Annotated in this window: 5 protein-coding genes; all 5 read right to left on the bottom strand. The window is 68.0% G+C overall.

The features are described 5' to 3' along the window. Positions 1 to 116: 116 nt before the first annotated feature. Complete coding sequence (gene ribA / locus ACFE7F_RS15605) at positions 117 to 1,193, bottom strand: GTP cyclohydrolase II (protein WP_375404765.1); 1,077 nt, start codon at positions 1,191 to 1,193, stop codon at positions 117 to 119. Continuing rightward, a complete protein-coding gene (locus ACFE7F_RS15600; RefSeq protein WP_375404766.1) occupies positions 1,190 to 1,972 on the bottom strand; it encodes an exodeoxyribonuclease III in 783 nt (260 codons plus the stop codon). The genes ribA and ACFE7F_RS15600 overlap by 4 nt, the downstream gene beginning before the upstream one ends. 310 nt (positions 1,973 to 2,282) lie before the next feature. Further along, positions 2,283 to 2,888, bottom strand: coding sequence for an outer membrane lipoprotein carrier protein LolA (locus ACFE7F_RS15595; protein ID WP_375404764.1), 606 nt, complete (start codon positions 2,886 to 2,888; stop codon positions 2,283 to 2,285). Between the two features lie 200 nt (positions 2,889 to 3,088). Continuing rightward, on the bottom strand, positions 3,089 to 3,313 hold the full coding sequence (locus ACFE7F_RS15590) for a hypothetical protein (protein WP_375404763.1): 225 nt from the start codon (positions 3,311 to 3,313) through the stop codon (positions 3,089 to 3,091). A 151-nt stretch (positions 3,314 to 3,464) separates the two neighbouring features. Next, positions 3,465 to 3,962 (bottom strand): PEPxxWA-CTERM sorting domain-containing protein (locus ACFE7F_RS15585; RefSeq protein WP_375404762.1); only part of this gene is annotated, 498 nt, incomplete at its 5' end.

The raw sequence follows: 3,962 nt of genomic DNA, 5'->3' as shown, positions 1-3,962 counted from the left end.
ATCACCCCTCTTCGTCATGCCGGACTTGTTCCGGCATCCATCGTCGTACGGACTCGGCGGGGTGGGGCCACGCGCAACGATGGACCCCGGAACAAGTCCGGGGTGACGTAATCGCCTCATAACTGATGGCCGGTCCGGTCGCGCTTCGTAGCCAAATAGCGTTCGTTGTGTGAATTGGATGGTAGGTGATGCGCCATCCGCTCGACTACGGTGATCCCGCTCGCCTCCAATCCGGCTACCTTGGCGGGGTTGTTCGTCAGCAGCCGCACCCGGTCCTGGCCGAGCAGCGTCAGCATCCGTGCCGCCACGCCGAAATCGCGGGCGTCGACCGGCAGGCCCAGACGGATGTTGGCGTCGACCGTGTCGAAGCCCTGATCCTGGAGGGCGTAGGCGCGCAGCTTGTTGACGAGGCCGATGCCGCGGCCTTCCTGGCGTAGGTAGAGGAGGATGCCCCACTCGGCGGCGGTGATCGCGCGGATCGCCTGGGCGAGCTGGGGACCGCAGTCGCATTTGAGGCTGCCGAGAACGTCGCCGGTCAGGCATTCGCTGTGGAGGCGCACCAGCGGAGGGCGGCCGTTCGGGCGGCCGAGCAGCAGCGCGATATGCTCGTCGGCGGAGTCGGGCGAGCGGAAGGCGGCGATTTCCGCGTCCTCCGCGCCGTCCACGGGCAAGCGGGCGCGAACCGCCAGGCGGAGGCGGCCGGGATCCTCGTGCGCGTCGATGTCGGCGGGGGTGAGCGTCACCTCGGCCCCCGATGCATCGCCGGTGAAGAAGGCGGGGAGCAGGCCGGCGATGCGCGCCAGGCGGAGCGCGGCGGCGGCGGGCGCGGGATCGGGCGGCGGCAGCGCGCGGTAGGGGCCCTTGAGCGGGGTAGCGAGGTCGAATTGCGGGTCGGCGAGCGCGACGGCGGCGGCGAGGTCGATCCAGGGTGCGCGCTCGACAAGCACGGGAAAGTCCGGAGTGGCGGCCTCGCGTTGGTTGGCGAGCTTGAGCGTCGCGGCGCGGCCGGATGAGATGAGGAGGTCGCTCCGGGCGTCATTCTCGAAGGCGCGGAGCCGGTCGGGGTCGGCGGTCTCGACCGCGAGCAGGCCCAGGCCGTCGATGGCGATCGGCCAGCCTCGGCGAAGCGCGTCGATCGCCCTGGCAGCCGCGCGTGCTTGGGGGACGGCCGTCGGCCGCCGGGGATCGCTCACCAATCGAACTCGGTGATGAGGGGGACGTGGTCGGAGGGCTTGGGCCAGTCGCGGGCCTCGGTGATGACGTGATGCGCCCGGGCCGAACCCGCGATGTCGGGGGTGGCCCATTGGTGGTCGAGGCGGCGGCCGCGGTTCGAGGCGGCCCAGTCCTTGGCGCGGTAGCTCCACCAGGTGAAGACGGGCTGGGGCGGAGGCTGAAACCGGCGGCCGAGATCGACCCAATCGCCCGCGGCCTGGAGCCGGGCGAGCGCCTCGACCTCGATGGGCGTGTGGCTGACGGTGCCGAGCAGCTGGCGGTGGTTCCATACGTCGCATGGGAGCGGCGCGATGTTGAAGTCGCCCACCAGGATCGTGGGGACGCCCAGCGTGTCGGACCAGCCGATCATGCGGTCCAGGAAGTCGAGTTTCTGGCCGAATTTGGGATTGATCGCGCGGTCGGGGAGGTCGCCACCGGCCGGGATGTAGACATTCTCCAGCCGTACGCCGTTCGGCAAGCGCACGCCGAGGTGGCGAGCCTCGCGGTTGGCTTGCCAGTCTAGGCGGTCGTCTTTCGTCACGGGGACGCGGCTGACGACCGCGACGCCGTGGTAGGAGGGTTGGCCGTGGAGGACGATGTGGTCGTAGCCCAGTTCGCGGAAGGCATCGGCGGGGAAGTCCGCGTCGACGACCTTGGTTTCCTGAAGGCACAGGATGTCGGGCTCGTATTCGCGCAACAGACGCAGGACGATGTCGATCCGGAAACGGACCGAGTTGATGTTCCAGGAAACGATCTTCACGAGCGACGGTGTAAGCGGTTCCACGTGGAACGTCACCCGGCGAGTGGAGCGCGCCGCGGCGAAGCCGCGTCGTCGGTCGGGGCGGGGCCCCGCCGGCCGCGCCTTGGCGAGTCCGGCGGCGATGCGCCGCTGGCCGCCTGCGGCCAATGGCCCTTGCTCCGGGGGCGTGGAACAAGGGCCGACCTGGCGTAGTCACGCAGGCGGGAAATGGAGCCAAGGCCCGAGCAACAGGGGGAAAATCCCGAACCCCCGCCCCACATCCGCACCGGGGCCTATACCGCCATAACCTGTCGCTTCGATGAACCGCGCGTCAGGATCGAGGCGACCCCCTCCGCGGATCGGTCCAGCGGAACGCCCCGTCGCTCACGGGCGCGCCGTAGCGATGACCCGACAGACGCACGGTGGTGCGGTTGTTCTGGCTGTCGAGCGCGACCCATCCCTGGAGCGTGAGCCCGGCGGGCGCGTCAGGTCGCCGCGCGAGGATCAGGGTTATACGACCATATTCGGGATGGGCGGGATCGCGCGCCTCGACCGACACGACCCCGGGCGGACCCGGCACGACCCGCGCGAAACGGGCGAGGTTGCGCGACGGATCGAGCAGGACGCCGAGCGGCGAGTTGCGGATCGGCCAGCGCTGAACCTGGCGCACCTGATAATCGATGAAGGTCAGCGCTCCGCCTTCCGCGACGATGAGCAGCGGCACCCCGCGCGCGTACTGAAATCTGATGCGGCCGGGCTGTTTGAGCGTGAGCACCCCCGTCAGCACGCGCCCGCCGCGGTCGGTCTGCGAGAAATCGGCGGTTAGCGTGGAGAGCGACTGGAGATGCCGCTGGACGGCGGCGATGTCGCCTGCCCCCGAGGCGGGCCTGCCCTGCTGCGCGACGACGGGCACTGCGGCCGTGACAAAGGCCAGCACGGCGGCGAGGATAGCGGTGGGGACGGGCGGATAGATCAGCGGACGGGCTCCTTGGGATATCGGCGGGGCGGGTGAGCTAACCCGATTGAACCGGCCGTGAACTGTCAAAATGCATCGCCGAGCCTGAACAAGTTTAGGGAAGTATAGGCGTGGACGCGTTTCAATGGCGGGTGGGGCGGGCGCGCGATAGGTCACTAGGGTCACGCCAAGAACGCGCGATCGGGAAAATCGCCGATCCATTCCGTAAGGTTGGTCCAGTTGACACGCTTGACACCACCACGGAAACCCGCGCCGCTGATTGTTTCCGCTTTTACATCATTTCGGATGGTGAGCGTGAAAAAATCGAGTTCCGACGACCCCGGCACTGGACGGGACCGGCGGATGTCCGGAACATCAGGGCTGATCGAGGTGGCTTGGGCCGTCATTCGCCAGCTTGGAGCAGAAGAAATCCAACATTGGAAGAGGGCGCGGCATCGACTCGCGACCGGGACGGCGGCGTCATTCATCTACGACCGAAACGGAAATAGCCGCCGGTTGCGAACCGGCGGCTATCTTTGTCGATCCAGAGCGGGATGGTCAGGCGAAGCTGACGGTGCTCTTGCGGCGGCGGAGGGCACCGCCGATCAGGCCGAAGCCGAGGATCATCATGCCCCAGGTCGCGGGCTCGGGCACGGCGGGCGCGAACGCCTGACCGGTGAAGGTGGAGCCGTTAATCAGACCGAAGGTGCCGGTCGTGAAATCGGTCGCGTTGGTGCGGAATATGTAGGTCGCGCTGACGTCCGAGCCGAGCAGGCCGTTCGAGCCGAAGAATGTTTGAACAACCTGCCCATCGGAACTGCGGCCGACCGTCGTGGTGGAAGCGGGCGGGTTGTTCGCCGCCGTGAACGCGCCGCCGCCGTCGGGATCCCCCGCGCTGACGAAGCCGTCCACGGTGAAGCCGAGGAAATTCGAGACTGTCAGGCCATCAATCGACTGACTGGCCACCGAGCCGCCTCCGGTGCGGGCGACCTGATAATAAAAATCAAGCGTCCCCAACGTGTTGCGGTAGACGGCTGACCGTGTCGTCCCCGCGAA

Origin of the sequence: uncultured Sphingomonas sp. (genome assembly GCF_964235535.1) — a bacterium.
GTDB lineage: Bacteria > Pseudomonadota > Alphaproteobacteria > Sphingomonadales > Sphingomonadaceae > Sphingomonas.
The sequence above is the reverse complement of the archived record's forward strand: the minus strand, read 5'-3'. Positions and strand labels throughout refer to the sequence as shown.

What these genes read in the sequence shown, in the direction of transcription:
- ACFE7F_RS15590 (WP_375404763.1), bottom strand. Translation starts at nt 3,313, where the DNA reads ATGACGGCCCAAGCCACCTCGATCAGCCCTGATGTTCCGGACATCCGC.